This is a genomic window from Streptomyces canus (assembly GCF_001514145.1).
Lineage (GTDB): Bacteria > Actinomycetota > Actinomycetes > Streptomycetales > Streptomycetaceae > Streptomyces > Streptomyces canus.
On sequence record NZ_KQ948658.1, the window covers coordinates 735641 to 762035 of the forward strand.

23 protein-coding genes are annotated in these 26395 nt (G+C 68.5%); 14 read left to right on the forward strand and 9 right to left on the reverse strand.

Annotation, left to right across the window (positions count from 1 at the left end):
- Nucleotides 1-185 precede the first annotated feature (185 nt).
- The 7 genes from AQJ46_RS12720 to AQJ46_RS12750 all read left to right on the forward strand — a co-directional run bounded on the left by AQJ46_RS12720 (nt 186) and on the right by AQJ46_RS12750 (nt 6753).
- Nucleotides 186-890, forward strand: coding sequence for a WXG100-like domain-containing protein (locus AQJ46_RS12720; RefSeq protein WP_059205658.1), 705 nt, complete (start codon nt 186-188; stop codon nt 888-890).
- A complete protein-coding gene (locus tag AQJ46_RS12725) occupies nt 887-1696 on the forward strand; it encodes a hypothetical protein (protein ID WP_057615394.1) in 810 nt (269 codons plus the stop codon). Before AQJ46_RS12720 ends, AQJ46_RS12725 begins: the two co-directional genes overlap by 4 nt.
- Nucleotides 1689-2243 (forward strand): hypothetical protein, encoded by a 555-nt coding sequence (locus tag AQJ46_RS12730; protein WP_225887311.1) that lies wholly within the window; start codon nt 1689-1691, stop codon nt 2241-2243. Before AQJ46_RS12725 ends, AQJ46_RS12730 begins: the two co-directional genes overlap by 8 nt.
- Nucleotides 2244-2280: 37 nt before the next feature.
- Nucleotides 2281-2811: an SUKH-4 family immunity protein gene (locus AQJ46_RS12735; RefSeq protein WP_059205659.1), complete on the forward strand. Its 531-nt coding sequence runs from the start codon at nt 2281-2283 to the stop codon at nt 2809-2811.
- Nucleotides 2812-2898: 87 nt separating this feature from the next.
- Nucleotides 2899-4254 (forward strand): DUF3500 domain-containing protein, encoded by a 1356-nt coding sequence (locus AQJ46_RS12740; RefSeq protein ID WP_059205660.1) that lies wholly within the window; start codon nt 2899-2901, stop codon nt 4252-4254.
- 127 nt (nt 4255-4381) lie between these two features.
- Nucleotides 4382-5338 (forward strand): arabinan endo-1,5-alpha-L-arabinosidase, encoded by a 957-nt coding sequence (locus AQJ46_RS12745; RefSeq protein WP_059205661.1) that lies wholly within the window; start codon nt 4382-4384, stop codon nt 5336-5338.
- A complete protein-coding gene (locus tag AQJ46_RS12750) occupies nt 5320-6753 on the forward strand; it encodes a family 43 glycosylhydrolase (RefSeq protein WP_059205662.1) in 1434 nt (477 codons plus the stop codon). The genes AQJ46_RS12745 and AQJ46_RS12750 overlap by 19 nt, the downstream gene beginning before the upstream one ends.
- A 10-nt stretch (nt 6754-6763) precedes the next feature.
- On the opposite strand, the gene AQJ46_RS12755 is transcribed toward AQJ46_RS12750, so the two are convergent.
- The 8 genes from AQJ46_RS12755 to AQJ46_RS12790 form a co-directional block, all read right to left on the reverse strand.
- The gene (locus tag AQJ46_RS12755; RefSeq protein ID WP_059205663.1) at nt 6764-8413 is read right to left on the reverse strand and encodes a pyridoxal phosphate-dependent aminotransferase; all 1650 of its coding nucleotides are present in this window, start codon (nt 8411-8413) and stop codon (nt 6764-6766) included.
- A 269-nt stretch (nt 8414-8682) separates the two neighbouring features.
- The gene (locus AQJ46_RS12760) at nt 8683-9891 is read right to left on the reverse strand and encodes an aldose epimerase family protein (RefSeq protein ID WP_404828425.1); all 1209 of its coding nucleotides are present in this window, start codon (nt 9889-9891) and stop codon (nt 8683-8685) included.
- On the reverse strand, nt 9797-11041 hold the full coding sequence (mmsB, locus tag AQJ46_RS12765; protein WP_059205665.1) for a multiple monosaccharide ABC transporter permease: 1245 nt from the start codon (nt 11039-11041) through the stop codon (nt 9797-9799). Before mmsB ends, AQJ46_RS12760 begins: the two co-directional genes overlap by 95 nt.
- Nucleotides 11038-12588: a multiple monosaccharide ABC transporter ATP-binding protein gene (gene mmsA, locus AQJ46_RS12770; RefSeq protein ID WP_059205666.1), complete on the reverse strand. Its 1551-nt coding sequence runs from the start codon at nt 12586-12588 to the stop codon at nt 11038-11040. The genes mmsB and mmsA overlap by 4 nt, the downstream gene beginning before the upstream one ends.
- Before the next feature lie 41 nt (nt 12589-12629).
- Nucleotides 12630-13736, reverse strand: coding sequence for a multiple monosaccharide ABC transporter substrate-binding protein (chvE, locus tag AQJ46_RS12775; protein WP_059205859.1), 1107 nt, complete (start codon nt 13734-13736; stop codon nt 12630-12632).
- 147 nt (nt 13737-13883) lie between these two features.
- On the reverse strand, nt 13884-14852 hold the full coding sequence (locus AQJ46_RS12780) for a glycosyltransferase family protein (protein ID WP_059205667.1): 969 nt from the start codon (nt 14850-14852) through the stop codon (nt 13884-13886).
- Between the two features lie 122 nt (nt 14853-14974).
- Nucleotides 14975-15979, reverse strand: a complete 1005-nt coding sequence (locus tag AQJ46_RS12785; protein WP_059205668.1) for a zinc-dependent alcohol dehydrogenase — start codon at nt 15977-15979, stop codon at nt 14975-14977.
- Entirely contained in the window at nt 15976-17136 is a 1161-nt protein-coding gene (locus tag AQJ46_RS12790; protein ID WP_059205669.1) for a mandelate racemase/muconate lactonizing enzyme family protein, read from the reverse strand. Before AQJ46_RS12790 ends, AQJ46_RS12785 begins: the two co-directional genes overlap by 4 nt.
- Before the next feature lie 468 nt (nt 17137-17604).
- Here AQJ46_RS12790 and AQJ46_RS12795 point away from each other — a divergent pair, with 468 nt between their 5' ends.
- The 6 genes from AQJ46_RS12795 (at nt 17605) to AQJ46_RS12820 (ending at nt 24730) form a co-directional block, all read left to right on the forward strand.
- Nucleotides 17605-18624: a LacI family DNA-binding transcriptional regulator gene (locus AQJ46_RS12795; RefSeq protein WP_059205670.1), complete on the forward strand. Its 1020-nt coding sequence runs from the start codon at nt 17605-17607 to the stop codon at nt 18622-18624.
- Nucleotides 18625-18747: 123 nt separating this feature from the next.
- Entirely contained in the window at nt 18748-19749 is a 1002-nt protein-coding gene (locus tag AQJ46_RS12800) for an ABC transporter substrate-binding protein (protein ID WP_059205671.1), read from the forward strand.
- 151 nt (nt 19750-19900) lie between these two features.
- Nucleotides 19901-21439 (forward strand): sugar ABC transporter ATP-binding protein, encoded by a 1539-nt coding sequence (locus tag AQJ46_RS12805; protein WP_059205672.1) that lies wholly within the window; start codon nt 19901-19903, stop codon nt 21437-21439.
- Nucleotides 21436-22521, forward strand: a complete 1086-nt coding sequence (locus AQJ46_RS12810; RefSeq protein ID WP_059205673.1) for an ABC transporter permease — start codon at nt 21436-21438, stop codon at nt 22519-22521. The genes AQJ46_RS12805 and AQJ46_RS12810 overlap by 4 nt, the downstream gene beginning before the upstream one ends.
- Nucleotides 22521-23552 (forward strand): galactofuranose ABC transporter, permease protein YjfF, encoded by a 1032-nt coding sequence (yjfF, locus tag AQJ46_RS12815; protein WP_059205674.1) that lies wholly within the window; start codon nt 22521-22523, stop codon nt 23550-23552. The genes AQJ46_RS12810 and yjfF overlap by 1 nt, the downstream gene beginning before the upstream one ends.
- A 146-nt stretch (nt 23553-23698) precedes the next feature.
- The gene (locus AQJ46_RS12820) at nt 23699-24730 is read left to right on the forward strand and encodes an SCO2400 family protein (RefSeq protein ID WP_059205675.1); all 1032 of its coding nucleotides are present in this window, start codon (nt 23699-23701) and stop codon (nt 24728-24730) included.
- Between the two features lie 48 nt (nt 24731-24778).
- Here AQJ46_RS12820 and AQJ46_RS12825 read toward each other — a convergent pair whose 3' ends face one another.
- Complete coding sequence (locus AQJ46_RS12825) at nt 24779-25213, reverse strand: MarR family winged helix-turn-helix transcriptional regulator (protein ID WP_059205676.1); 435 nt, start codon at nt 25211-25213, stop codon at nt 24779-24781.
- 91 nt (nt 25214-25304) lie between these two features.
- Here AQJ46_RS12825 and AQJ46_RS12830 point away from each other — a divergent pair, with 91 nt between their 5' ends.
- Nucleotides 25305-26303: an NADP-dependent oxidoreductase gene (locus tag AQJ46_RS12830; protein WP_057615349.1), complete on the forward strand. Its 999-nt coding sequence runs from the start codon at nt 25305-25307 to the stop codon at nt 26301-26303.
- Nucleotides 26304-26395: the final 92 nt, after the last annotated feature.

Genomic DNA, 26395 nt, shown 5'->3' on the forward strand with positions numbered 1-26395 from the left:
CCGAACACGCCCCCGCCCAACCTCGTCCCCGCACCGCCGAATTCCAGCCGCCGCAACCCGTCCCACCGACGAACCCCCCACTCCACTCCCTCCCACACCCCCAGCAAATCCCGCCTCCCGTAGTAAAGTTCGGCCGTCGTACGCGTGACCTGAAATGGTCCTGCCAAGACAAAGGGGGAACGGACATGGGGGTCGTGCTGCCCGACGAGGCGGCCTGGGTGCTGGACCTCATCGGCGTCGAGTGGCCCAACGTCGACGAGGACGACTACCGGGACATGGCCGACGGCCTGCGGTCCTTCGCCTCGCAGATGCGGGCGGGCAAGGACGCCACGGCCGGTGTCGTGCGGGAGTTCCTGGCGGGCAACGAGGGCATCGCGACCGCGGCCTTCCAGCAGCACTGGGGCAAGGTCAGCGACGTACACCTGGAACGGCTCGGCGAAGCGGCCGACCTCGGGGCGATGGCCCTGGACGGCGCCGCCGTGGCCGTGGCCGGTGCCAAGGTCGCCGCCATCGTCCAACTGGGCATCCTCGCCGCCGAGATCATCGCCGCCCAGGCCGCCGCGCCGTTCACCCTCGGGCTCTCCGAAGTCGGCGCACTCGGTGCCACCCAGGCCACCCGCCTCATCGTGCGGCGGCTGCTGAAGGAGGCCGAGCAACTCCTCATCGAGGAGCTCATGTCCGTCGCGATGGGCCCGGTCTACTCCGCCCTCGGCAACATGGCCACCGACCTCGTCCTCCAGCTCGGCGCCAACGCCGTGGGACTGCAGGACGGTTACAGCCCGGGCAAGACCCTGCACGCCGGCAGCGAGGGCTTCTCCGAGGGGCTGGACGCCGTCACGGGAGCCGACGGCACCACGGGGACCTTCACCCCCAAGGGAGGCGCCGCGTGAGCGACACCGTACGCAGCGACAAGGAGCTCCACGAGCAGCTCGCCGACCGGCTCACCTCCCAGGCCGACGAGCACGAGTCCGGCGCCCGCCCCCACCTGCGCCGCAGCCGCGCAGGGCTGGACCGGACGCGCGGCAAGGGCGCCCTGGCGGCGGCCGTCGAGACCGGGGCGGAGAAGATCCTCAGGGCCATCGAGGAGGCCGAGGACCAGCTGCACAAGCACCTCCAGGACGTGTCCCAGGGCGTGCGGGCGATGGGCGACAACCACGCGCGCAACGACAAGAACATCGAGACGATGCTGCAGAGCATCGTCAAGCGCTCCAACGACCAGGACGCGGTCCGTGACGCCGGCGGGATCGGCAAGAACCAGCCGGACACGACCAAGGACCCGCACACCGTCACCCTGGAGTGGAAGCCCGGCATGCCCAAGCAGGCCTTCGAGCGGAAGGCCCGGGCCCTGCAGCGGCTCGGCGAGGAGGGCAAGCTCTTCAAGTTCAAGGGCAAGACGGAGGACTACCGCGACAAGCAGATCACCGCGCAGTACAAGGGCGCACTGGAAGCACTGATCCGCAGGAACCACAAGGACGACCCCGACTTCGCCGAAGAGGCCGCCGTGGCCGCCCGTAAAATGCAACCCGACCACGTCAACGAGCTCCAGACAGGTGGTCCGGACGCGTGGCGTAACCTGCGGATGCTCGACCGGACGACGAACTACGACATCGGTACGCAGCAGATACGTCCGCAGATCAAGGATCTTCCGGACGGCAATCCCATCAACATCGACATCAAGTGGTGGCCGGATGACTAACGCGAGCCCGGCGTCGGCCCGTCTGATCGCGACGGTGGACGCCCTGCGGACGGCACTGGCGGAGAGCCCGGACGTGCTGTCGTTCACGCTCGGCGGGACGATCGACGAGGAGACGGCCTCCGCCGCGGAGGCCGACGGGGTGCCGCGGGAGTTCCTGGACTTCTGCCGCGTGCTGGACGGCGCGAGCTGCGGGCCGTCCGTGCAGCTCTTCGGCCTGGAGGAGGCGGAGGAGCACCAGTTCTACTGCGAGCCGGTGGTCGACTCCCCGCTGCCGCTGTCCCCCGAGAAGCTCTACTGTGTCGGAATGATCCAGGAGGCCCCGGTCTACCTCGACCGCGCGGGCGGCGGAGTCCTCGGCGCCCCGGAAGCAGGCCCCGACTGGGTCGATGCGGAGCGCTTCGACGCGCTCGCGCCCGGCCTCGAGACGTTCTTCCTGGAGCGGCTGGCCGCTCCCGCCGAGTACGCCCGGCTCGCTCTGATCGACGACGAGTTGCTGGAGTACGACGACTGGCTGAAGCTGCTGCGACGGGCCGGTCTCGCCGACTGATCCGCCTACCCGCTCACGAAGGGAAAACAGAGGACGCATGGCCACCCATGACGAGATGACGGAGCTGTTCGGCGCGGACCGCGTGGTCACGCTGGACCGTGCCGTCGCCGAGGAGCGCGGACTGTCCGAGGCCGACGCCGAGGTGCTGTGCGAGGTCGGTGTGCCCGTCTTCGTCGACGTGCTGTTCACCCTCGACACCGCCGAGGAGGGACCCGATCCCTTCACCGTGGTGCCGGTGGCCGCGGGCGGCGAGGAGACCCACATCCTCGTGCTCGGTGGCCCCACCGACGACCCCGCGATGCGGTACTGCCTCGACATGGACCGCGGCTACGTCATCCTCATGTCCTTCGACGCGGAGCCGCGCGCCGAGATCGTGAACCGCACCCTCGCCGACCTCGTCGAGTTCCTGTACCGCTTCGCGCTGCGCACCAAGCACCTGGAACAGGCCGCGCCGCAGGACCGCGCCCCGTACACCGACAAGCTCGTCGAATACCTCAAGGCCCGCGACCCGTACGCGTTCGCACAGCCGGACAGCTGGTGGTCGCTGGTCTTCGAGCAGGTCGGCTGAGCCCTACGGCGCCGTCGCCGTCACTCCGGCGGCCCCTCACAGGCTTGTCCCAGCAAGGCTTCAGGTACGGCATGGAGTCTGCTGTGCATGCACGGACACCGACCACGCACCCCCGAAACCGCACGCAGCCGCCGCTGGTTCATGAACAAGGCGCTGCTCGCCGGCGGAGTCGCCGCCATGGCGACCATGACCGGCTGTTCCTCGGACTCCGCCGACACCGCGAGCTCCTCTTCCTCCTCCTCAGGCAGTGCCGCCGGCGGCATGCCCTCCGGCGGGCCCGGTGGCGGCGGGGGCGGAATGGGGCCCGGCGCCTCCCAGGTCAAATATGCGGACGTCAAGGGCGTCACCACCGACGGCACCGTCGTCGAGGACCTGTACTCGATCCACTCCACGGACGTCTCCACGGACGCGCTGGTCAAGGCGGCGCAGACGTTCCTGGACGGGCTCTCCACCAAGGAGCGCACGTCCTGCGTGTTCGACATCGACGCCGACGAATGGACGGCCTGGAGCAACGTCGACGGCTACGACCGCAAGGGCGTCCGGATGGGCGACCTGACCGAGAAGCAGCGGAACCTCGGCTATGCCCTGCTCGGCAAGGCCCTGTCCGCCGACGGCCTGACCCGGACCCGCGGCATCATGAAGCTCAACGCGTTCCTGGGCGACTCCAACGGCGGCAACCAGAAGACCCTGACCGAGGGCCACTACTTCTTCACCTTCATGGGCACCCCGTCGACCACCCAGCCCTGGGGCTTCCAGTACGAGGGCCACCACGTCGCCATCAACTACTTCGTCCTGGGCGACCAGGTCGTGATGACGCCGACCTTCATGGGCTCGGAGCCCACGACGGGCACGTACAAGGGCGAGAGGATCACCCTCTTCCGGCCGGAGACCACGGCGGGCCTGGCCATGATCCGCTCCCTCACCACGGCCCAGCGCGCCGAGGCGGTCTCCTCGCAGTCGAACGGCAACGAGGACATGAAGGCCGGCGCCGGCCAGGACAACCTCAAGCTCGGCTACGAGGGGCTCAAGGGCTCCGACCTCACCTCTGCACAGCAGGAGAAGCTGCTGGACCTCGTCGGTGTGTACGTCGGCTACCTCAACGAGGGGCACGCCGAGGTCAAGATGACCGAGGTGAGGAAGCACCTGGACGACACGTACCTCTACTGGATGGGTGAGACGGAGGACGACTCCGCCTTCTACTACCGCGTGCACAGCCCGGTGGTCCTCATCGAGTACGACGCCCAGGCCCCGCTCTTCTACAAGGGCGACTCCTCAGCGACCCCCAGCGCGAGCGCGAGCTCGGACGCCGGCGGCCCGGGCGGCGGCATGGGCATGGGCGGCGGGACCCCCTCCCAGGAGCACATCCACACCATCATCCGCACCCCGAACGGCGGCGACTACGGGATCGATCTCCTCAAACTGCACCTGGAGAACGACCACTGACGACCAGTGAGGTGTGCCCGGACCATTGACGCGCAAGGGGTTCGATTCTACGGTCCCGTCCGAAGCTCTGATCGGCGATCGGTATGTCGAACATCCCCCCACTCGCATCCTCCCAAGGAGCGTCAGCGTGCGCCGCACCTCACTTCTGGCCGTTCCCGTCGCCTTCCTGCTGGCCCTGATCCCGGGCACGGCATCCGCCTACCCCAACCCCGGGACCGTCACGGGCGCCACCACCATCCACGACCCCACGATGATCCGCACGTCGGCGGGCCGTTACCTGCTGTACGGCACCGGCGGCGGCCTCGGCTACCGCACCTCCACCGACCGGATCGCGTTCACCGCCGGCAGCGACGCCTTCACCACCAAGCCGGGCTGGTGGTCGGCGTACGCCACCGAGGCCTGGGCACCGGACATCTCCTACCAGGGCGGCAAGTACCTGATGTACTACGCCGTCTCCACGTTCGGCTCCAACAAGTCCGCCATCGGCCTCGCCACTTCGGGCACCGGCCTGCCCGGCTCCTGGACCGACCAGGGGACCGTCTACACCTCCACGACCTCCAGCGACTACAACGCCATCGACCCGAACCTGTTCGTCGACGGCGACGGCAAGTGGTGGCTGTCCTTCGGCAGTTGGTGGACCGGCCTGAAGATGATCCAGATCAACCCGTCCACCGGCAAGCAGCTCTCCACCAACACCACCCGCTACTCGATCGCCTCCCGCCCGACCGGGACCAAGGCCGTCGAGGCGCCGTACATCGTCAAGCGGAACGGCTACTACTACCTCTTCGCGTCCTACGACACCTGCTGCGCCGGCACCAGTTCGACCTACAAGGTCAAGGTCGGCCGCGCCACCAGCGTCACCGGGCCGTACGTCGACAAGAACGGCGTCTCGATGATGAACAACGGCGGCACCCCGGTCCTGGAGTCGCACGGCCGGTACATCGGCCCCGGCGGCCAGTCGATCATGAACGACTCCGACGGCGACCTGATCGTCTACCACTACTACGACGGCAACGACAACGGCACGCCCAAGCTCGGCATCAACCTCCTGAACTGGAGCAGCGGATGGCCCGTCGCCTACTGATCCTGCTGGCCGCGCTGCTTCTCGCCCTCGGGCTCGGACAGTCCTCCGCGAGCGCGGCCTCGTTCTCGAACCCGGTCAAGGCGCAGAAGGGCGCCGACCCCTGGATCTCCTACTACGCCGGCAACTACTACCTGGTGACGACGAGTTGGACCAACGTCATCACCATGCGCAAGTCGGCCACCATGGCGGGTCTCGCCACCGCGCCGAGCGTGCAGGTGTGGACCGGGGACGCCGCGAGCCGGTGCTGCAACATCTGGGCTCCGGAGATCCACCTCGTCAACGGCCGCTGGTACCTGTACTACGTGGCCGGACAGAACGTCTCCGACTACAACCCGACCCAGCGGACGCATGTCCTGGAGAGCGCCGGGTCCGACCCCATGGGGCCGTACACCTACAAGAACCAGCTCAACTCCGCCTGGATGCTGGACCCGACCGTCGCGACCGTCAACGGTCAGCTCTATCTGTTCGGCAGCGCGAGCGGCGGCACGCAGAACCTCGTCGCGGCCCGCCTGTCCAACCCGTACACCCTCGCCACCGGCTTCTCGACCATCTCCACGCCCACCAACTCCTGGGAGAAATCCGGAGGTTCGGTCAACGAGGGTCCGGAGATCCTCCAGCGGGGCGGCAAGACCTTCCTGATCTACTCGGCGAGCGGCTGCTGGACCCCCGACTACAAGCTCGGCCAGCTCACCCTCACCGGCTCCGACCCCCTCTCCGCGTCCTCCTGGACGAAGAAGTCCACGCCGGTCTTCCAGCGCAACGACTCCGCCGGCGTCTACGGCCCCGGCCACAACGGCTTCTTCACCTCGCCCGACGGCACCGAGAACTGGATCGTCTACCACGCCAACGACTCGGCGTCCGACGGCTGCGACAACGGCCGTACGACCAGGGCCCAGAAGTTCACCTGGAACTCCGACGGCACCCCGAACCTCGGCACCCCGGTCGCCCTGGGCGCCTCCCTGACGGGCCCCGCGGGCGAACCCTCCTCGGCCTCGACGACGTACACCCTCACCAACCGCAACAGCGGCAAGTGCCTCGAAGTGGCGGGCGGTTCGACCGCCGACGGGGCCAACGTCCAGCAGTACACATGCAACGGCGGTGCCAACCAGCGCTGGCGCATCGAGGACCAGGGCGACGACACCAGCCGCCTGGTCAACGTGGCCGGCGGCAAGGTCCTGGACACGGCGGACTGCTCGACGGCCGACGGCGCGGACCTGCGCCAGTGGACCTGGCTGAACAACACCTGCCAGCGGTTCCGCTTCCTGGTCACGGACAGCGGCTACGTGCGGATCGTCAACCAGGCCACCGGCAAGGTGGCGGACGTGGCGAACTGCTCGACGGCGGACGCGGCGGACGTACGCCAGTGGTCATGGCTGTCCAACAACTGCCAGCAATGGAGGTTGAACCCGGTCTAGCCGACGCCCGTCAGCCGGTCTGCCCCATGCCCGCCGCGTTGGGCCAGCTCTGAGCGTTGGGCCACCCGGTGGCGGGCGCCTGGGACAACTCCTGGGGAGCCCCGGGCGCCGGCGCGGTCATGCCCCGCACCTGCGCGGCCGTAAGCCCGCCACGGGCCGGCACTCCCACCGGAGTCGGCCCGCTGGGCGCCGCGAAGGGCGCCGGAGCCGCAGGAGCCGGCGGAGGCGTCGGCATCGGGGCAGGGGCCGGGGCAGGCATCGGAGCCGGCGCCGGCATCTGGGCCGGCATCGGCATCCCCGCCCCCATGGAAGAAGCCGTCCCCATGGAAGCAGCCACGCCCATGGGCGCCGCCGCGGCCACCGCCATCGGCTGGGCGACCGGCATCGGCATGCCGACGCCTCCGCCCATCCCTCCACCGCCGACGGCCATCGCGGCCAGGTCCTGCATGCCGGCCCCGTTGGTCTGGCCGACCAACCGGTCCACTGCCGCCGTACCCGAGCTGTAGCTGGTCCCTTGAGCGAGCTCGGGCACGGCGGCTCCCCTCCTGGTCCCGTAGAGCACCTGTTCCAGGCCGGACACCAGGCGACGCACGTCCACCTGGGGGCGCACCACGAGGCGCAGGAAGCGGCTTGAAGAGCCGATCTTGTTGCCGCACTCGCGGACGAGGATCCGGTGCTCGGTGAGCATCCGGTCCCGGACCACGGTGCCTTCGGCGCCCACGGGCAGGCGCACGAAGAGGAAGTTCCCCTGGGAGGGGTAGACGGTCAGGCCGGGCAGCGCGGCGAGCTGGCTCGCCATGTCGAGGCGGTCCCGGCGGACCTGGTGGAGGCTCTGCGCGTACTCGGCGCCGTGCTCCTTGAGCATGAACACCACGTACTCGGCGAAGGCGTTGAGGTTCCACTTCGGCAGCATCGAGCGGACCCGGCCCGCGAGGGAGGGGTTGGCGACCATGTAGCCGAAGCGGATGCCGTGCAGGCCGAAGTTCTTGCCGAGGCTGCGCAGCACGATGACGTTCGGCCGGATCATCGCCTCCTGGACGACGCTCGGCTCCTGCTCGGCGTCCGCGAACTCCAGGAACGACTCGTCGATGACGATGAGGTCCAGGTCGGCCATGGCGTCCATGAACTGCACGAGCGCGTGCTTGTGGAGGAAGCCGCCGTCGGGGTTGTTCGGGTTGCAGATGACCGCGACCCGCGTGCCCCGGGTGCGTATGAACTCGGCGTACTGCGCGAGGTCCAGGGCGAATCCGCTGGACTCCTGGAGCGGGAACATGTCGACCCGCTTGCCGGTCTCCATCGGCTGGTCGGTCCAGCGGCCGAAGGTGGGGACCGGGATGGCGAGGGACTCACGGACCAGCAGGTGGTCGATCCAGGTGATCAGTTCGGTCGAGCCGTTGCCCATCGCCACGGCCTGCGGCGGGAGTTGGAGCAGGTTGCACAGCTCGGCGGTGATCGTGTCGGCGCTGCTGGGGTAGTACGTGATGATGTCCTTCAGCCGCGAGGCCATGGTGTCCATCATCGCCGGAGTGGGAAAGTAGGGATTGCAGGGGATACAGAAGTCCACCGGCCCCGTCCCGTCGCCGCCCTCGCGCGCCAGCGCCGCCATGGACGGGCTGTGCGCAGCCGTGCTGCGGAACAACGAGGTGACGTTGTCGGCCATCGAACCTCCGTATGGGGCGGACCCGGCGGGGACGACCGGGTCCGTCGTCATTGGGTGGCCCGCGCGGGGGAGCACGGGCCGCCCTTACATACGGATGCCTGCGTGGCGCTGTTCAACGGGTGTGAAAGAAGTGTGAGTCCGGGAACGGAGGGCCCACTTCTCGCATCTTCCCATGTCAGGGGCCCTGGGCGCGCCCCAAAGGGGCGCGGGGAACTGCGCGACCAGCCACAGCCGGCCCGCAGCTTCCCACGGCCTTCTCAGCGGAGTGTCTAGGCACCGAACGAGTGAATTGTCGTCGTCCGGTATGTCTGGCCGGGACGCAGCACCGTCGACGGGAACGACGGGTGGTTCGGCGAGTCCGGGAAGTGCTGGGTCTCCAGGCACAGCGCGTCGCCCTGGCGGTAGGTGAGACCGCCGGTGCCGGTGAGCGTGCCGTCGAGGAAGTTGCCGGAGTAGAACTGCAGCCCCGGCTCGACGGTGGAGATCTTCAGCGTGCGGCCCGACGACGGGTCGCGCAGGGTCGCCACGTGCTCGGGCTTGGCCGTGATGCCCTTGTCGAGCACCCAGTTGTGGTCGTAGCCCTTGGCGAGGACCTGCTGCTGGTGGCCGGCCCGGATGTCCCGGCCGATCTGCTTGCCCTTGCGGAAGTCGAAGGGCGTGCCCGCGACCTTCGCCGGCTCACCGGTGGGGATCAGGCCCGAGTCGGTGGGCGTGTAGCGGGAGGCGGCGATCCGCAGCTCGTGGTCCTCGATGGTGCCGGTGCCCTCGCCGCCGAGGTTCCAGTACACGTGGCTGGTGAGGTTGACGACGGTGGCCTTGTCGGTGGTGGCCTCGTAGTCGATCCGCCACTCGCCGCGCCGGGTGAGGGTGTACGTCACCTTCATCTTGAGGGTGCCCGGGTAGCCCATCTCGCCGTCGACCGAGGTGTAGTACAGGTGCAGGCCGACGTCCGAGCCCTTGGTGAACGGCTCGACGTCCCACACCCGCTTGTCGAAGCCCTGGGTGCCGCCGTGCAAACTGTTGACGCCGTCGTTGACGGAGAGCTGGTAGCTCTTGCCGTCCAGGGTGAACCGGCCCTCGGCGATGCGGTTGCCGTAACGGCCGATCAGCGCGCCGAAGTACGGGCTGGAGGCGACGTAGTCCTCGACGCGGTCGAAGCCGAGGCAGACGTTCGCGTACCGGCCGTCCCGGTCGGGGACCTCCAGGGACTGCACTATCCCGCCGTAGGACAGGACCTTCAGCCGGGTGCCGGCGTTCTCCAGCGACCAGCGGTGGATCTCGGTCCCGTCGGCGAGCCTGCCGAAGAGCGTTTTCACCGGTCTGTCCTCTCCTCCCATGGGAAGGGCCCCGCCGTCCGGCGGGGCCCGATCCGGTCGCCCCGGTCTACGAACCGACCCTGCGCTTGTTCCACACGTCGAAGCCGACCGCCGCCAACAGGGCGAGGCCCTTGATGACCTGCTGCCAGTCGGTGCCGACACTGAGGAGGTTCATGCCGTTGTTCAGCACACCGAGGACGAGACCACCGATGATCGCGCCGAGGACGGTTCCCACACCGCCGCTCATGGACGCGCCACCGATGAACGACGAGGCGATCGCCTCGAGTTCGAAGTTCAGGCCCGCCTTCGGGGAGGCCGCGTTCAGGCGGGCTGCGACCACCAGACCCGCCAGGGCCGCGAGCACGCCCATGTTCAGGAAGACAAGGAAGGTGACCTTCTTGTCCTTGACGCCGGACAGCTTCGCGGCCGGCAGGTTGCCGCCGATCGCGTAGATGTGCCGGCCGAAGACCGCGTTGCGCATGACGTAGCCGTAGCCGACCACCAGCACACCGAGGACGAGCAGGATGATCGGCGCGCCCTGGTAGCTGGCGAGCAGCATCGTGACCGCGAGGACCGCGGCGGCGATCGCGAGGAGCTTGAGCAGGAAGGCGTTCCTGGGCAGCACGTCCAGCGCGAACTCCTGCTGGCGCTTGCGGTCGCGGACCTCCTGGTAGACCACGAAGGCCAGCAGCGCGAAGCCCAGCAGCAGGGTGATGTTGTGGTAGTTGGTGTTCGGGCCGACCTCGGGCAGGAAGCCGTTGCCGAGCTTCTGCAGCCCGTTCGGGAACGGGCCGAGGGTCTGGCCCTCCAGGAGGATCTCCGTCAGACCGCGGAAGAGCAGCATGCCCGCCAGGGTGACGATGAACGAAGGTATGCCGAGATACGCGATCAGATAGCCCTGGACCGAGCCCGCGACCGCGCCCACCACCAGGGTCAGTACCAGCGCGACCGGCCAGGCCACGTCGTGCTGCACGGTCAGCACGGCCGCGAAGGCGCCCACGAACGCGGTCAGCGAACCGACCGACAGGTCGATGTGCCCCGCGATGATCACCAGCATCATGCCGATCGCGAGGATCAGGATGTAGCTGTTCTGGAGCACCAGGTTGGAGACGTTGCGCGGCAGCAGCAGGTCTCCGTCGGTCCACACGGCGAACAGCGCGACGATCAGGCCGAGCGCGATCAGCATGCCGTACTGCCGCATGTTGCGGCGCAGCCCGTTCAGCATCAGCTGGAGCAGGCCCCCGCCGGAGGACGATCCCCCGCCCTTGCCCGGCGGCGCCGCGGCCGGAACCTTCGTCACTTCGGTGCTCATCGCGTTACCTCTTTGTCCTTCGTCATCTGGCGCATCAGCACTTCCTGCGTGGCCTCGGCCCGCGGAACCTCACCCGTGAGCCGTCCGGCGGCCATGGTGTAGATGCGGTCGCACATGCCGAGCAGCTCCGGCAGCTCGGAGGAGATGAAGACGACCGCCTTGCCCTCGGCGGCCAGTTGGTCGATGACCGTGTAGATCTCGTACTTGGCGCCCACGTCGATGCCGCGCGTGGGCTCGTCCAGGATCAGCACCTCGGGACCCGCGAAGATCCACTTGCTGAGGACGACCTTCTGCTGGTTGCCGCCGGACAGCCTGCCCACCGTCTCGAAGACGTTCGGCGCCTTGATGTTCATCGACTTGCGGAAGCGCTCGGCGACCTTCCGCTCCTCGTGCTCGTCGACCACACCGCGCTTGGCGACCTTGTTCAGGGCGGTCAGCGAGATGTTCCGGTTGATGTTGTCGATGAGGTTGAGGCCATAGTGCTTGCGGTCCTCGGTGACGTACGCGATGCCGTGCTCGACCGCCTCCGCGACGGTCTTCGTACGGATCTCCTTGCCGTCCTTGAAGACCTGGCCGCCCGCGTGCCGGCCGTAGGTGCGCCCGAACACGCTCATCGCGAGCTCGGTACGCCCCGCGCCCATCAGGCCCGCGATGCCGACGATCTCCCCTCGCCGCACGTTGATCGACACGTCGTCGACCACCTTGCGCTGCTGGTCGATCGGGTGGTGGACGGTCCAGTTGCGGATCTCCAGCGCCGGGGCCGCGTCCGCCTCGCCCTCGTACGGCGTGCGGTCGGGAAAGCGGTGGTCGAGGTCGCGGCCGACCATGCCCGAGATGATCCGGTCCTCGGTGGTCTCCGGGGCCTTCACGTCGAGCGTCTCGATGGACTTCCCGTCGCGGATGATCGTCACCGAGTCGGCGACCCGGCGGATCTCGTTGAGCTTGTGGGAGATGATGATCGAGGTGATGCCCTGCTTCTTCAACTCCAGGATGAGATCCAGGAGTTTGCCGCTGTCCTCGTCGTTGAGAGCCGCGGTCGGCTCGTCGAGGATGAGCAGCTTCACCTTCTTCGAGAGCGCCTTGGCGATCTCCACCAGCTGCTGCTTGCCCACACCGATGTCGGTGATCCGGGTCTCCGGGTGGTCGCTCAGACCCACCCGGCGCAGCAGCTCGGTGGCGTGCTTCAGCGTGTCGTTCCAGTTGATGAACCCGCCGGAGGCGTGTTCGTTGCCGAGGAAGATGTTCTCCGCGATCGACAGGAACGGCACCAGGGCCAGTTCCTGGTGGATGATCACGATGCCGTGCTGCTCGCTCGCCCGGATGTCCTTGAACTGGACGACGTCTCCCTCGAAGAGGATGTCGCCCTCGTACGTGCCGTGCGGATGGACGCCGGAGAGCACCTTCATCAAGGTGGACTTCCCGGCGCCGTTCTCGCCGCAGATGGCATGGACCTCGCCTTGACGGACGGTCAGTGTGACGTCCGACAGCGCTTTGACGCCGGGAAAGGTCTTGACGATCGAGCGCATTTCCAGGACGGGTCCCGCCATGGTCGTGCCTTTCAATCAGAGGAATGTGCCGACAGAGCTGACTAGTTGAGCTCGCTGGCCTTGTAGTAGCCGGTGTCGACCAGTTCCTTCGTGTAGTTGCTCTTGTCGACGCTGACCGGCTGCAGCAGGTAGGCGGGGACGACCTTGGAGCCGTTGTCGTACGTCTTGGTGTCGTTGACCTCGGGCTTCTTGCCGTTGAGGACGTCGTCCACCATGGTCGAGGCGACCTCGGCGAGCTTGCGGGTGTCCTTGTAGACGGTCTGCGTCTGCTGACCCGCGATGATCGACTTCACCGAGGCGAGCTCGGCGTCCTGACCGGTGATGACCGGGAGCGGCTTGCTGGCGGAGCCGTAGCCGTCCGACTTCAGCGCGGCGAGGATGCCGATGGAGATGCCGTCGTACGGCGACAGGACCGCGTCGACCTTGCCGCTGCCGTACGTCGAGGTGAGGATGTCCTCCATGCGCTTCTGGGCGGTGGCGCCGTCCCAGCGCAGCGTGGTGACCTGGTTGATCTTGGTCTGGCCGGACTTGACGACGAGCTTCTTGCTGTCGATGTACGGCTGCAGCACGCTCATCGCGCCGCCGAAGAAGTACTTGGTGTTGTTGTCGTCGTTGGAGCCGGCGAACAGCTCGATGTTGAAGGGGCCCTTGCCGCTCTTCAGGCCGAGCTTGTCGACGATGTAGCTGGCCTGGAGCTCACCGACCTTGGTGTTGTCGAACGACGCGTAGTAGTCGACGTTCGGCGTGCCGAGGATCAGGCGGTCGTAGGCGATGACCGGGATCTTGGCGTCCTTGGCCTGCTGGAGCACGTTGTTCAGCGACTTGTTGTCGATGGCCGCGACGATCAGGCCCTTGACGCCCTGGGTGATCAGGTTCTCGATCTGGGAGACCTGCTGGTCGGGGTCGTCCTCGCCGTAGACCAGCTTGGTCTTGTAGCCCTTGGACTGGAGGTTCTTGACGACGTTGTTGCCGTCGGCGATCCAGCGCTCGGAGGACTTGGTCGGCATCGCGATGCCGATCGTGCCTCCCTTGGCGCTGCCGGTCGACTCCTCGCTGCCGCCCTTGCTGTCCTGGCCGCAGGCGGAGAGGGTCAGGGCGAGGGAGGCGGCGCCGGCTATGGCGGTGAGTGCGGCTCGACGAGTACGCATGATCATCATCCTTGATATCGGGAGGCCGGGTGCGGTCCGGCGGGAAGGGTGCCTGGGGGCGGTGCGGGGGAGCGACCGGGAGAGGCGGGGTCGTGTCGGAGTCTGTGCGACTGCGTCGGGTTTTGTGAAGGGGAGTTGTCCGGAACGTTATGCAGGCGTTTCGAACCGCTTCAGGGTGCCCGGCAGCCGGGAGCCGAGTGGCGCCATGTCGCCGTCCGCCCCGTGCCGCGCGAGCAGGTCCAGGGCGAGCCGTCCGCGCCGCACTCTCTCCTTGGCGGTGGACAGTGTGAGATCGCGCATGTGGTGCCCGTACGGGTAGATCCCCGGGGCCTTGGACAGGCCGAACTTCAGATAGAGCGGGGCGCCGCGCCGGATCAGCTCGGCGACCTCGTACATCCGCACATAGCCGCCGAGATCGTCGGGGGCCTCGATGTACATGTCCATCGGGGCGGCCGACACCCGCCGGATCTCGGTGAGGTGATCGAGCGTCAGATCGCTGGGCACGTTGATCGAGTCGCCGCCGAGGTTCTCGTAGACGGCGTACGCGGCCGGGTTCACCGGCCCGATCAGCGCCGACACCTTCAGTGTCGTGTCGGCCGGGATGATCCCGGCGGCCCGCGCCCGGTGCAGCGTCCACAGCACACCCTCGTCGGCGACGAGCAGGCACTTCACACCGAGCTCGGTGGCGCGGACGGCGTCCTCGACGCACCCGGCGACCGCGTCGTGGCCCCGGGCGCGCAACCCGGCCCCCCGGGAGTCGGTGCGGGTGGAGCCGCCGATGTCCCAGGTGCCGCGGGGGCCGGTGAACAGGCAGAGCTCGATGTCGCGCTCGGAGGTCGCCTCCACCATCTCGGTGATCTCGGCGTCGGTGAGCATCCATACCCCCGAGCCCTGGCTGATCCGGTGGATCGGCACATCGAGCCGCGAGGCCTCCTTGAGGACCACGCCGAGGGCCTCGGGGCCCTCCACGGAGGGCACTTCGGTGCGCCAGCGTCCACCACCGGGGAAGGTGTGCGGGGACGCGTCGGAGGGGTCGAGGGCGGGCGCGTTCAGGCCCAGCGCGGCGAGTGCCCGCTCGCCGGGTCGTCGGGCCGCGCTGGCGGTGGTCTCGGTCACAAGCTGTCCTTCATGTTCGGTATTTCGGACGACATTCGCGGCTCTGGGTACGCAAGGCTCTGGGTGTACGCCGGTACGAAGTCGTCAGGTAACCCCGTACCGGCGTACGGCTCAGCGGTGTGTCATGGCCGTAGGAGGACCTTCCCGACCTTCGGGTCGCCGGACCCCACCAGCTCGATGGCCTGGGGGAACTCGTCCAGCGGCAACTCGTGTGTGACGAGCGGCAGCGGATCGAGGAGCCCGGCCCCGAAGACCCGCACCGTGTGTGCCCAGGCGTCCGGCGGCGCCCCGAACACGGTGTGCACCTCCAACTGCCGTACGACGAGATCGGTGGGGTCGAGTCCGTCGGCGCCCGCGGCCGGGATACCGGTGAGGACGAGCCGGCCACCGCGTCTGAGCAGCGAGGCGGCGGTGTTGGCGGCGGACGCCGATCCGGCGGTCTCGATGACGACGTCGAAGTCGTCCGGCAGCTCCTGGTCCCGGGTGCGGAAGTCGGTGGCGCCGAAGGTCCTCGAGAGCTCCGCACGGTCCGGGCGGGTGCCCACCACCAGCAGCTCCGACGGAGAACCCGCCTTCAGCAGCTGGACGGCGAACATCCCGAGCGTCCCCGTACCCACGACGGCGACCCGCTCGCCGGGCCGCGCGTTCGCCTTGAGAGCGGCGGCGGCGATGCAGGCGGCGGGCTCCAGGAGAGCGGCCGCCGTCAGGTCGGCGTCGTCCGGGAGGGCGTGCAGCAGCCGGGCCGGCAGGGTGAGCGTGGCGGCCATGGCGCCGGGCTGGGTGAAGCCAGTCTCCTCGTAGCCGGCCGTGCACAGCGTGGTCTCGCCCGCGTGGCAGCGGTCGCAGACCTGGCAGTTCCGGAAGCCCTCGCCCACCACCTTGCGGCCGAGGAGCGACACCGGAACCCCGGAGCCCACCGCCTCGACCGTGCCGGACCACTCGTGGCCGGGCGTGAGTGGGTAGCGGACGTACCCCTCGGGCCGGTTGCCCTGGTACACCTCGCGGTCGCTGCCGCAGATGCCGACGGCGTGGACGCGGACCAGCGCCTCGCCTGCGGCGGGCTCACGAGGGGTGTGCTCGACGAGTTGGTGCTCGCCGGGCGCCTCGATGACGACCGCGGTCCTCACTTCTCGGTGCTCTTCGGCTTGCGCTGCTCCCAGCCGTCGGCCCACAGGTCGAACCGGGCCTGCTGCTGCGGGAACTCGGCGGCGGCGTCGACGTCCAGCTCGACACCGAGTCCGGGGGCGTCGGAGAGGTGGAAGTAGCCGTCCACGACCTGCGGGGCGCCCTTGACGACCTTCTTGATCTCCGCGTCGGCGAAGTCGTTGAAGTGCTCCAGGATCTTGAAGTTCGGAGCGGTGAAACCGACCTGCAGCGAGGCGGCGGTCAGGACCGGGCCACCCACGTTGTGCGGGGCGACCAGCACGTAGTGGGTCTCGGCGGTCGCGGCCAGCTTCCGGGTCTCCCAGATGCCGCCGATGTGGCCGACATCGGGCTGGATGATGTCCACGGCCTGGCTCTCGAAGAGCTCGCGGAACTCGATGCGGTCGTGGATCCGCTCACCCGTGGCGACCGGCATGTCCACCTTGGCGGCGACCTTCTCCAGCGCCTTCAGGTTCTCCGGCGGCACCGGCTCCTCGAGCCAGGCGGGCTTGAAGGGCGCGAGGTCCTTGGCCAGGCGGACGGCCGTGGCGGGGGAGAAACGGCCGTGCATCTCCAGCATCAGCTCGGCGTCCGGCCCGATGGCGTCACGGACGGCCTCGATGAGCGAGACGGCGTACAGGCTCTGCTCGTGGTCGAGCTCGAAGTGCCCGGTGCCGAAGGGGTCGATCTTGAGCGCCTTGTAGCCGCGCTCCATGACCCCCTGGGCCGCCTTGTGGTAGGCCTCCGGGGTCCGCTCGGTGGTGTACCAGCCGTTGGCGTACGCCTTGACCTTGTCGGTGACCTTGCCGCCGAGCAGTTGCCAGACGGGCACCCCCAGGGCCTTGCCCTTGATGTCCCAGCAGGCCATCTCGATCACGGCGATACCGGACATCACGATCTCGCCGGCCCGGCCGTAGTCGCCGTACTTCATGCGCTTGACGAGGTCCTCGACAGCGAAGGGATCCGACCCGAGAATGTGGTTGGTCTTCGCCTCATGCAGATAGCCGAGCAGGGCGTCGGTGTGGCCCAGCATGCGGGTCTCGCCGACTCCGGTGAGTCCCTCGTCGGTGTGCACCTGGACGTAGGTCAGGTTCCGCCATGGCGTCCCGACCACGTGCGTGCTGATTCCCGTGATGCGCACGTCAGCTACTCCCTAGGCTCTCTGTGCTTGTTCGAAATTTCGGCTCACGTTCGAAATGCTGGCCCGACCGTAAGGATGCGGCGGTCGGAGTGTCAATGGGTCGGGTGGTCGAACGAGTAACGGTTTCCATGTGGCGCCCACATGGCCGCACATCGGCGGTGCGCAGCCGCGCGAAACCGCCCTCCTCCCGAACTCTCGCAGCTAGGCGCGTTACTCAACCGTAACGACACTTGCCGCTGCAGCCCTCTTGACCGCCGCGAATTGTTAGCGCTCACAATGACCTCCGCATTCATCGATCGATGCCCACTGGCATCCAGGGAGGTACGAGCGTCGTGTCGGCAGTGCTCCCAGCCGCCTTACCGGTCGAGGTCACGGGGCTGTCCGGTACCCCTGCGTGACCCGGACGGCGCGGTGTCGTCCACCCACCCACAGGACTTGTCGGCAAGCGATCGCCAAGGAGGTGCGACCGTGAACCACTTACAGCTCCGGCCGCCCACCATGGCCGATGTGGCACGCCTGGCCGGGGTGTCCCACCAGACCGTCTCCCGCGTACTGGGGGATCACCCCAATGTGCGGGACGAGACGCGTGCCAGGGTGCTGCGTGCGATCGAGGAGATGGGCTATCGCCGCAACTCCTCGGCGCGGGCCCTGGCGACCCGGCGCACCCGGACCCTGGGTGTGGTCGCCTCCAGCACCACCCTCTACGGACCGGCCAGCACACTGTTCGCGCTCGAGGAGGCGGCGCGCGCCAAGGGGTACACCGTCTCGACGGTCAGTCTGCGCAGGCTCGCGGTGGAGACCCTCTCCGGGGCCCTGGACCACCTCAGCGAGGGCGGGGTGGAGGGGGTGATCGCCCTCGCTCCGCAGCGGTCGGCGGTCGAGGCTCTCGCCGAACTCCGTCATCCCTTCCCGGTGGTGGCCGTGGGGACCGGCTCCGGCGCGGAGATCCCCAGCGTCAACGTGGACCAGTGGCTGGGCGGGCGGCTGGCCACCCGTCATCTGCTGGCCGCCGGCCACCGCACGGTCTGGCATCTCGCCGGGCCCGAGGACTGGCAGGAGGCGGCCGACCGGGCCGCCGGCTGGCGAGCGACCCTCGAAGCGGCGGGCGTCGAGCCGCCGATGCCGCTGCGGGGGGACTGGAGTCCGCTCTCGGGCTACCGTGCGGGCCAGGAGCTGGCCGGCTGGGTGGGCCGCGGACTGACCGCCGTCTTCGTCGCCAACGACCAGATGGCACTGGGGGTGTTGCGGGCGCTGCGTGAGGCGGGCGTACGCACTCCCCAGGACGTCGCGGTGGTCGGCTTCGACGACATCCCGGAATCGGAGTTCTTCGCTCCACCGCTCACCACCGTCCGGCAGGACTTCGCGACGGTGGGCAAGCGGAGCATCTCCCTGCTGCTGGATCTCATCGAGGGTCGGGAGCCCTCCGGGACGCCCGGAGTCGCCATCGAACCCCAACTCGTCGTCCGGGCCAGCACAGCACCCGACTGACGCGGCGCCGAGCAGCAGCAACCAATCAGCAACATTCGCACACCAGTGTGACCGGTATTTCGAATAATGATCGACAGGCTGGACGCGGTGCGATCGGTACTGGCTCTTCAAAGGAGAAGAAACATGCTCAACAGAAGGAACTTCCTCACTGCGGCGATCGGCGTGGCGGCGGCGGGCACCCTGGCGGCCTGTGCCAAGGAGGACGGGGGCTCCAGCACCTCCTCCGGCGGCAGCAAGACGATCACCCTCGGCTTCTCCCAGGTCGGCTCCGAGAGCGGCTGGCGCAGCGCCAACACCGACTCGGTGAAGTCCGCGGCCAAGGAGGCGGGTTACAACCTGAAGTTCTCCGACGCCCAGCAGAAGCAGGAGAACCAGATCTCCGCCATCCGCAGCTACATCGCGCAGAAGGTGGACGTCATCGCCTTCTCCCCGGTCGTCGTCACCGGCTGGGACGCGGTGCTCAAGGAGGCCAAGGCCGCGAAGATCCCGGTGGTCCTCACCGACCGCTCCGTCGAGACCTCCGACCAGTCCCTGTACGTCACCCTGGTCGGCTCCGACTTCACCGACGAGGGCCGCCGCGCCGCCAGGATCCTGGAGAAGGTCCTGACGAAGGCCGGCCACAAGGGCGCCGTGAAGATCGCCCAGCTGGAGGGCACCACCGGTGCCGCCCCCGCCATCGAGCGCGCCAAGGGCTTCAAGGAAGTCATGGACGCGGACCACGCGGACGACTGGAAGATCGTCGTCAGCCAGACCGGTGATTTCACCCGCGCCGGCGGCAAGCAGGTCATGGCGGCCTTCCTGCAGTCCAACCCGGACGTCAACGTGCTCTTCGCGCACAACGACGACATGGCCATCGGCGCCATCCAGTCCATCGAGGCGGCGGGCAAGAAGCCCGGCAAGGACATCCTGATCGTCTCGATCGACGGCGTGAAGGACGGCTTCGTGGCCATGTCCGAGGGCAAGATCAACGCCATCGTCGAGTGCAACCCGCTGCTCGGCCCCCAGCTGATGGACGTCGTGAAGAAGGTCAAGAACGGCGAGTCGGTCGAGCGCTGGATCAAGACCAAGGAGGGCGACTACATGCAGGACCAGGCCAAGGCCGCGCTCCCCAGCCGCAAGTACTGAGCGACCGCACGTACTGACCGACCGCGGCACCGCGGTACCGACCGACCGCACTCACCGGCAGGGAGCCTCCGGCAGGCCGAGCACACCTCGGCTCAAGGAGGCTCCCCGCGGGCCGTGAACGAGATTCGACGAGTCCATGAGGAGCGCTGCCATGGCAGAGCCGCAGCCCGTCCTGGAGATGACGGGCATAGTCAAAGAGTTTCCGGGGGTAAGGGCTCTGTCGGGCGTCGACTTCCGGCTCTTCCCCGGCGAGATCCACGCCCTGATGGGCGAGAACGGGGCAGGGAAGTCCACCCTGATCAAGGTGCTGACCGGGGTCTACTCCCTGGACGGCGGCACCATCACCCTCGACGGCAAGGCCGTGCGGATCGGCAGCCCGCTGCAGGCGCAGCAGGCCGGCATCAGCACGGTCTACCAGGAGGTCAACCTCTGCCCCAACCTGTCGGTGGCGGAGAACATCTTCATCGGACGTGAACCCACCCGCGCGGGCCGCATCCAGTGGAAGCGCATGCGCAAGGAGGCGGCGGAGCTCGTAGACCGCCTCGGCCTCGACATCGACGTCACCGCGCCGCTGTCCTCGTACCCCCTCGCGGTGCAGCAACTGGTCGCGATCGTACGGTCGGTGGGCACCGGTGACAGCGACGGCGAGGGCTCCGGCACCAAGGTCCTGGTCCTGGACGAGCCGACCTCCAGCCTCGACCGCGACGAGGTCCTCGAACTGTTCCGCCTGATGCGGCAGTTGAGGGACGAGGGCGTGGCGATCCTCTTCGTCTCCCACTTCCTCGACCAGATCTACGAGATCTGCGACCGCATGACCGTGCTGCGCAACGGCACCCTGGTGGGCGAGCACATGGTCCGCGACCTCGACCAGGTCGGGCTGATCGAGCTGATGATCGGCAAGGCCCTGGACCAGCTGGAGGAGCTCCACGACCACCAACTCCACGCGGACGTGGGCGAGTCGCTGATGAAGGCGGAGGGCCTCGGCAGGACCGGCGGCATCGCCCCCTTCGACCTGGACATCAAGAAGGGCGAGGTCGTCGGCCTCGCGGGCCTGCTCGGCTCCGGCCGCACCGAACTGGCCCGGCTGCTCTTCGGCGCCGACCAGCCGGACAGCGGCACGGTGACCATCGGCGGCAAGCAGGTCTCCATGAGCGCCCCGAACGACGCCATCGGCGCCGGGGTCGCGTTCTGCTCGGAGAACCGCAAGACCGAGGGTCTGGTCCCGGATCTGACGGTCCGTGAGAACATCATCCTCGCCCTGCAGGCGGCCCGCGGCTGGACCCGGCCCATCCCCACCGCGCAGCGCGATGAACTCGTCGCCAAGTACATCAAGGCGCTGGACATCCGCCCCGCCAACCCGGAGGCCAGGGTCGGCCAGTTGAGCGGCGGAAACCAGCAGAAGGTGCTTCTCGCCCGCTGGCTGATCACCCAGCCGAAGCTGCTGATCCTGGACGAGCCGACGCGCGGCATCGACATCGGTGCCAAGACGGAGATCCAGAAGCTGGTGGTCTCCCTCTCCGAGGACGGCATGTCCGTGCTCTACATCGCGGCCGAGCTGGAGGAGGTCCTCCGCCTCAGCCACACCATCGGGGTGCTGCGCGACCGCAAGCTGGTGGCACAGCTCACCAACGGGCCCGAGATCACCCCCAGCAAGATCCTCGAGACCATCGCGAGCGGAGAACACCAGTGACCACCACCTCCCGCTGGCGAGCACTGACGCGCCACAACCTGTTCTGGCCGGTCGCGGTCCTGGTGGCCCTGCTGCTCGTCAACGTCCCCTTCACGCCCGACTTCTTCGCGATCCACATGACGAACGGCCACCTCTACGGCAGCCTCGTGTCGATCGTGCTGTTCGGCTCGCCCCTGATCCTGGTGGCGGTCGGCATGACCCTGGTCATCGCCACCGGCGGCATCGACCTCTCGGTCGGCGCCGTGGTCGCCATCACCGGGGCCCTGACCTGTTCGTACATCAGCGACCAGGCCGACCAGGGCGCCCTGTCCTCGGTGCTGCTCGCGATGGGCCTCGGCCTGATCGCCGCGGTGGTCTGTGGTCTGTGGAACGGCTTCCTCGTCGCCAGGATGGGCATCCAGCCCATCATCGCGACCCTCATCATCATGGTCGCCGGCCGTGGTGTCGCCCAGCTGATCACCGACGGCCAGATCATCACCATCAACAGCGAGCCGTACAAGCTCATCGGCGGCGGCTACTGGCTGACGCTGCCCTTCTCCATCTTCGTGGTGGCCGCGGTCGTGGCCGTCACCGTCCTGCTGACCCGCCGCACGGCCCTCGGCCTGCTCGTCGAGTCGGTGGGCGGCAACGCCGAGGCCAGTCGTCTGGTGGGCATCCGGTCGATGCGCATCAAGATCATGGTGTACGTGTTCTGCGCGGTGTGCGCGGGCATCGCGGGCCTGATGATCAGCTCCAACACCTCGGCCGCGGACGGCAACAACGCCGGCCTGTGGATCGAACTCGACGCGATCCTCGCCGTCGTCATCGGCGGCACCTCGCTGCTCGGCGGACGTTTCTCCATCGGCGGCACGGTCATCGGCGCCCTGGTCATCCAGACCCTCACCACGACGATCTACACCATCGGTGTTCCCACCCAGACCAACCTGGTCTTCAAGGCAGCCGTCGTCATCGTCGTGTGCCTGCTCCAGTCCCCGAAGTTCCGCGCCAAGGTCTTCGGCGCCCGCGCGAAGGCCGCGGGCCCGGCAGTGCCCGCTGCGGCCGCCGAGCCCGCCGACCCCGCTCCCAAGATGGAGGTGTCGTGATGAGTACGACCACCAAGACTCCCGCGGCACCGGGCGCGCCGGAGCGCCGTACGCCGTCCAGGTCCGCCCGCCTGCTCGGCGACCGACGGCTGCCCGTCCTCGTCACGGCCGCCCTGTTCCTCGCGATGTACATCGCCGGCCTCAGCCGCTACCAGAACTACGGCTTCGGTGACTCGCAGGTGTTCCTCAACCTGTTCATCGACAACGGCTATCTGCTGGTCGCCGCCGTCGGGGCCACCTTCGTCATCATGTCCGGCGGCATCGACCTGTCGGTGGGCTCGGTGATCGGCTTCACGACGATGCTCACGGCGTGGCTGGTACAGGACGTGGGCCTGCCCCTGCTCCTGGTGATCCCCATATCCCTGGCCGTGGGAGCGTTCGGCGGCTTCCTCATGGGCTATGTGATCCACAACTTCGAGATCCAGCCGTTCATCGTGACGCTCGCCGGTCTCTTCCTCTTCCGGGGTCTGTGCCTGGTCATCAGCAAGGAGTCGATCGCCATCGACGACTCCGAGGTGAGCAGCCTCGCCCAGACGCGAGTGCCGCTGGGCGTGGGGGAGTTGTCGATCGGCGCCGTCGTGGCCCTGGTCGTCCTGGCCGCGGCCTTCTACGTCCTCCACTACACCCGTTTCGGACGCCGGGTGTACGCCATCGGCGGCAACGAGCAGTCGGCCCTGCTGATGGGCCTCCCGCTGGGCGGCACGAAGATCGCGGTCTACACGATGAGCGGCTTCTGCTCCGCGCTGGCCGGGCTGCTCTTCATGCTCTACATCCAGTCCGGTGACCCGCTGCACGCCGTGGGCATGGAACTCGACGCGATCGCCGCGGTGGTCATCGGCGGCACCCTGCTGACGGGCGGCTCCGGCTATGTCCTGGGCACCCTCTTCGGCGTCCTCGTCCTCGGCCTGATCAAGAGCATCATCCAGTTCGAGGGCACGCTCAGCTCTTGGTGGACGAAGATCGCCACCGGTGTGCTGCTCTGCGCGTTCATCCTGATCCAGCGCGTGATGACGACCCGTAAGAAAACCTGAGCCGACCGGGGAACCGGCGATGTCGGTTTCGATGCGATGGGAGTGGAACATCCTCCACCCGCCGCGCCGGAACGGCCGGTTCCCCACACAACCTTCACAGCTGTCTCTAGGAACGCTACCGGTTGGGAACTTAACCTTCCCGCGTCATGGACTTCTGCCTCCCGTGCCGACGGCACCTCAACGGCGCCCTCGCCTGCCCGGGCTGCGGCACCCCCACCCACGAACTGCACGCGTACGCGGCCCAGCCGTACACCGCCATCCCTCCCCTGCAGGAGGCGGCCGCGGTTCCCGCCGACGGCGGCGTGCACGAGGCGTACGGGACCGAGGGGGCGCGCAGCGGCGCATACGCCGTCGTGTACGGGAGCCAGGGCGCGGGCGAGGCGTACGAGGCTCAGGTCGCGGACCCTTCGTCCAGGGCCGCTCAAGTGCCCCCCTCGTACGAGAGTGGTCGGGGGAGTGCCGCGTACGGCGATCAGGCCGAGGCCGGCGCGGCGGCGGAGGCCGGGGAGAGCCGCGACGGGACCGAGCGGCCGGAGGCGGCCGGGGCGGCCGAGCCCGTGGGCGGCGGCCGGGCGGCGCGGCGACGTGCCCGAGGCCGTGGGGGCCGGGCCGCGCCGGCGCAGGCCGACCCCGAGGACGACCACGACGCCGACGAGTTCGACGAGGGTGACTCCGATGACCCCACCGGCGGAGCGAGTCGTCGTGATCGCAAAGCCGCAGCTCACCGTCGGCGTCGCCGCCGGACCCTGCTGATCGCCGCCGGCTTCGTGCTCGCGGCCGGCGGTCTGAGCCTCGCGGAGCTGGGCATGGACGCGCCGGGATCCTCCCCCAAGCCGGCCGCGGCGGGCGGGGAGTCGGCCGAGGGCGGAGCCTCCCCGGAGGCGAGCGCGTCGGCGTCGAGGGAGACCGACTCCGGCGGAACCGTTCCCTCGAACTCGACTTCCCCGTCGGACTCCGCGTCCCCGTCGCCCTCCGCGTCCAAGAGCGAGGACGCCGACGCGAGCAGAAGCCCCGACACCCAGTCGGCGACCGGCAAGCCCCCCGGCGCGTCGACCCCCACCGCCACGCCCACGTCCACGAGCGGTGGCTCGGCCCCCACGGCCACCCCCACCACCGCGGCCCCGAGCCCGGACCCGTCCCCGACGGAGTGCGACCGCTTCCTGTGGTGGTGCACCTGACGCCTTCGCTCATGTGAAGCGAAGGCATGCGTCCGGACCCGTCGGCCCCTACGCGTCCCGCATCCGCCGCAACAGATCCCGCAGTGACTCCCGCTCCCCGTGGGACAGCCCGGCCAGCGGCTCCCGCGCGAACCGCAGCCCCTCCCGCAGCTCCCGGGCCACCTGGACCCCCGCCTCCGTCGCCGCCGCCACCTTGACGCGCCGGTCCGCGGGATCGGGCCGCCGCTCCACCAGCCCGCGGGCCTCCAGCCGGTCGACTATCCCGGTGACGTTCGACGGCTCGCACTTCAGTTTCTGGGCCAGCTTGCGCATGGGCAGCGGCCCCAGGGACAGCAGACTCAACAGCCGCGCCTGCGCCCCGGTGAGGAGGTGTTCCGCGGCCGCGTCCTCGTAGTCCGAGTAGAAGCGGGCCACCACGTCCCCGATGAGCTCCACGACTTCCATGGTCAGCGCGTCGGGCCGGGTCTTGTGAGGTGTGGGCATGGGATCCAGGGTACCCCTTTACTTGACAACCTGAAATATTCAGAGGCATGGTTGTTTCAGGTACTGAAGTAAATGGAAAGGTCCAGGCATCATGATCAACCGCGAATGGCACCTCCTCTCCCGCCCGGTCGGCTGGCCCAAGCCGGAGGACTTCGCCCTGGTCGAAGCCGAGGTCCCGACCCCCGGTGAGGGCCAGGTGCTGGTCCGGAACAAGTACCTCTCCGTCGACCCGTACATGCGCGGCCGCATGAGCGCCGCGAAGTCGTACACCGCGCCCTTCGAGCTCGGCAAGGTGATGCAGGGCGGCGCGGTCGGCGAGGTCGTGGAGTCCAACGCCGAGGGCATCGCCGTGGGCGACCACCTGCTGCACTTCTTCGGCTGGCGCGAGTACGCGGTCGTACGCGCCGAGAGCGCCGTCAAGGTGGACGCGGACGCCGCGCCCCTGTCGACGTACCTCGGCGTCCTCGGCATGACCGGCCTCACCGCCTATGCCGGCCTCCTGCGCACCGCCTCCTTCAAGGAGGGCGACTCGGTCTTCGTCTCCGGCGCCGCGGGTGCCGTCGGCAGCCAGGTCGGTCAGATCGCCAAGCTCAAGGGCGCCTCCCGGGTCATCGGCTCCGCCGGCTCGGACGAGAAGGTCAAGCTGCTCGTCGAGGAGTACGGCTTCGACGCGGCCTTCAACTACAAGAGCGGCAAGGTCAGCGACCAGCTGCGCGAGGCGGCCCCGGACGGCGTCGACATCTACTTCGACAACGTCGGCGGTGACCACCTGGAGGCCGCCATCGGCTCCCTCAACCAGGGCGGCCGGATCGCGGTCTGCGGCATGATCTCCGTCTACAACAACACCGAGGCTGCCCCCGGTCCGCGCAACCTCGCCCGTCTGATCCAGACCCGCGGCCGTATCGAGGGCTTCCTGGTCGGCGACCACTACGACCTCCAGCCGGAGTTCGTCTCCGAGGTCGGCCCCTGGGTGGCGTCCGGGGAGCTCAAGTACCGCGAGACGGTCGTCGAGGGCATCGAGAACAACCTGGAGGCGTTCCTCGGGGTCCTGCGCGGCGACAACACCGGAAAGATGATCGTCAAGCTGTAGCCCTGTGCTGGATTTCCGACATGCGGTAACTTCTTTCCGAATTCCGCCGCCGATCGTGGGCGCGAGTCGCGGTGGACCGAGGAGGAAGACAA

Excerpts from the sequence above, each read along its gene's own strand:
- AQJ46_RS12755 (WP_059205663.1), bottom strand. The coding sequence starts at position 8,413 with ATGGCCGACAACGTCACCTCGTTGTTCCGCAGCACGGCTGCGCACAGC.
- AQJ46_RS12720 (WP_059205658.1), top strand. The coding sequence starts at position 186 with ATGGGGGTCGTGCTGCCCGACGAGGCGGCCTGGGTGCTGGACCTCATC.
- AQJ46_RS12750 (WP_059205662.1), top strand. The coding sequence starts at position 5,320 with ATGGCCCGTCGCCTACTGATCCTGCTGGCCGCGCTGCTTCTCGCCCTC.
- yjfF (WP_059205674.1), top strand. The coding sequence starts at position 22,521 with ATGAGTACGACCACCAAGACTCCCGCGGCACCGGGCGCGCCGGAGCGC.
- mmsB (WP_059205665.1), bottom strand. The coding sequence starts at position 11,041 with ATGAGCACCGAAGTGACGAAGGTTCCGGCCGCGGCGCCGCCGGGCAAG.
- AQJ46_RS12735 (WP_059205659.1), top strand. The coding sequence starts at position 2,281 with ATGGCCACCCATGACGAGATGACGGAGCTGTTCGGCGCGGACCGCGTG.
- AQJ46_RS12800 (WP_059205671.1), top strand. The coding sequence starts at position 18,748 with ATGCTCAACAGAAGGAACTTCCTCACTGCGGCGATCGGCGTGGCGGCG.
- AQJ46_RS12825 (WP_059205676.1), bottom strand. The coding sequence starts at position 25,213 with ATGCCCACACCTCACAAGACCCGGCCCGACGCGCTGACCATGGAAGTC.
- AQJ46_RS12740 (WP_059205660.1), top strand. The coding sequence starts at position 2,899 with ATGCACGGACACCGACCACGCACCCCCGAAACCGCACGCAGCCGCCGC.
- chvE (WP_059205859.1), bottom strand. The coding sequence starts at position 13,736 with ATGCGTACTCGTCGAGCCGCACTCACCGCCATAGCCGGCGCCGCCTCC.
- mmsA (WP_059205666.1), bottom strand. The coding sequence starts at position 12,588 with ATGGCGGGACCCGTCCTGGAAATGCGCTCGATCGTCAAGACCTTTCCC.
- AQJ46_RS12820 (WP_059205675.1), top strand. The coding sequence starts at position 23,699 with ATGGACTTCTGCCTCCCGTGCCGACGGCACCTCAACGGCGCCCTCGCC.
- AQJ46_RS12805 (WP_059205672.1), top strand. The coding sequence starts at position 19,901 with ATGGCAGAGCCGCAGCCCGTCCTGGAGATGACGGGCATAGTCAAAGAG.
- AQJ46_RS12730 (WP_225887311.1), top strand. The coding sequence starts at position 1,689 with ATGACTAACGCGAGCCCGGCGTCGGCCCGTCTGATCGCGACGGTGGAC.
- AQJ46_RS12830 (WP_057615349.1), top strand. The coding sequence starts at position 25,305 with ATGATCAACCGCGAATGGCACCTCCTCTCCCGCCCGGTCGGCTGGCCC.